The sequence below is a fragment of the Gluconacetobacter dulcium genome, assembly GCF_014174165.1.
GTDB lineage: Bacteria > Pseudomonadota > Alphaproteobacteria > Acetobacterales > Acetobacteraceae > Gluconacetobacter > Gluconacetobacter dulcium.
In genome coordinates this window covers 1-691 of record NZ_JABEQN010000071.1, presented here as the reverse complement: position 1 = coordinate 691, position 691 = coordinate 1, and the positions used below count along the sequence as shown (strand labels likewise).

1 protein-coding gene is annotated in these 691 nt (G+C 64.3%); it reads right to left on the bottom strand.

Annotated elements, in window-relative coordinates; all coding sequences use genetic code 11:
- A partial coding sequence (locus HLH25_RS19925) for an IS1595 family transposase (RefSeq protein ID WP_182975736.1) occupies positions 1–691 on the bottom strand: 691 nt, incomplete at both ends.

The window sequence follows — 691 nt, the reverse complement described above, 5'->3', positions numbered from 1 at the left end:
CTCGATCATGCGGCGCCATCCGAGATAGGTTGCGAGATATTTTGTAGCGACGCCTCTGAAGCGGCGCATCCAGTCCTTGAGCCTACTGTCATAGGCATTGACGTTCTGGAGATGGAAAGCGTGATCTCTGACCCGCTCTCCGGCGGAGATGTTGATGGGTTCGTGATGAATACCGGTTTCGCGGGCGATGCGGGTGTAGACGGCTGCGGTATCGGTGCAGAGCACGGCATCGGGCGCGAGCATGGGTTTGAGGCAGGAGCCAATGGTTCTGGCCGTCAGATCAGGCAGGATGGCGTAGCCCGTATTGCGTTGACGGTCGCGCATGACCAGCACGGGCGTCTGCTCGTCGAGCGGCGTCCCGCGGCGTCCGGTGGGCGCGCCCCGGTGGCGGGCGGCCGGACGTGGCGGGGTGGTGCCTTCCCCTGGATGGCTCCAGGCATGCAGCCCCTTGAAGGAGCGTCGAAAAAAGGTCTCATCCGCCTCCACGATGCCGCTCATGGGCGCCGGCTGCTCACAGGAAGGAGCGATCAGAAAGCGATGCCGCCAGCGGAAGGACGTCCCGATGGCGATTGCACAGGCTTTCGCGGTCTTGCGTATGCTCGTGGCCTGCGCAAGCGCCGCGGCAAACCCCAGCCAGCGGTCCTTGTGACGAAGCCGGGCAAGGCTGGTGCCCGTGAGCGCATTGAAGGTC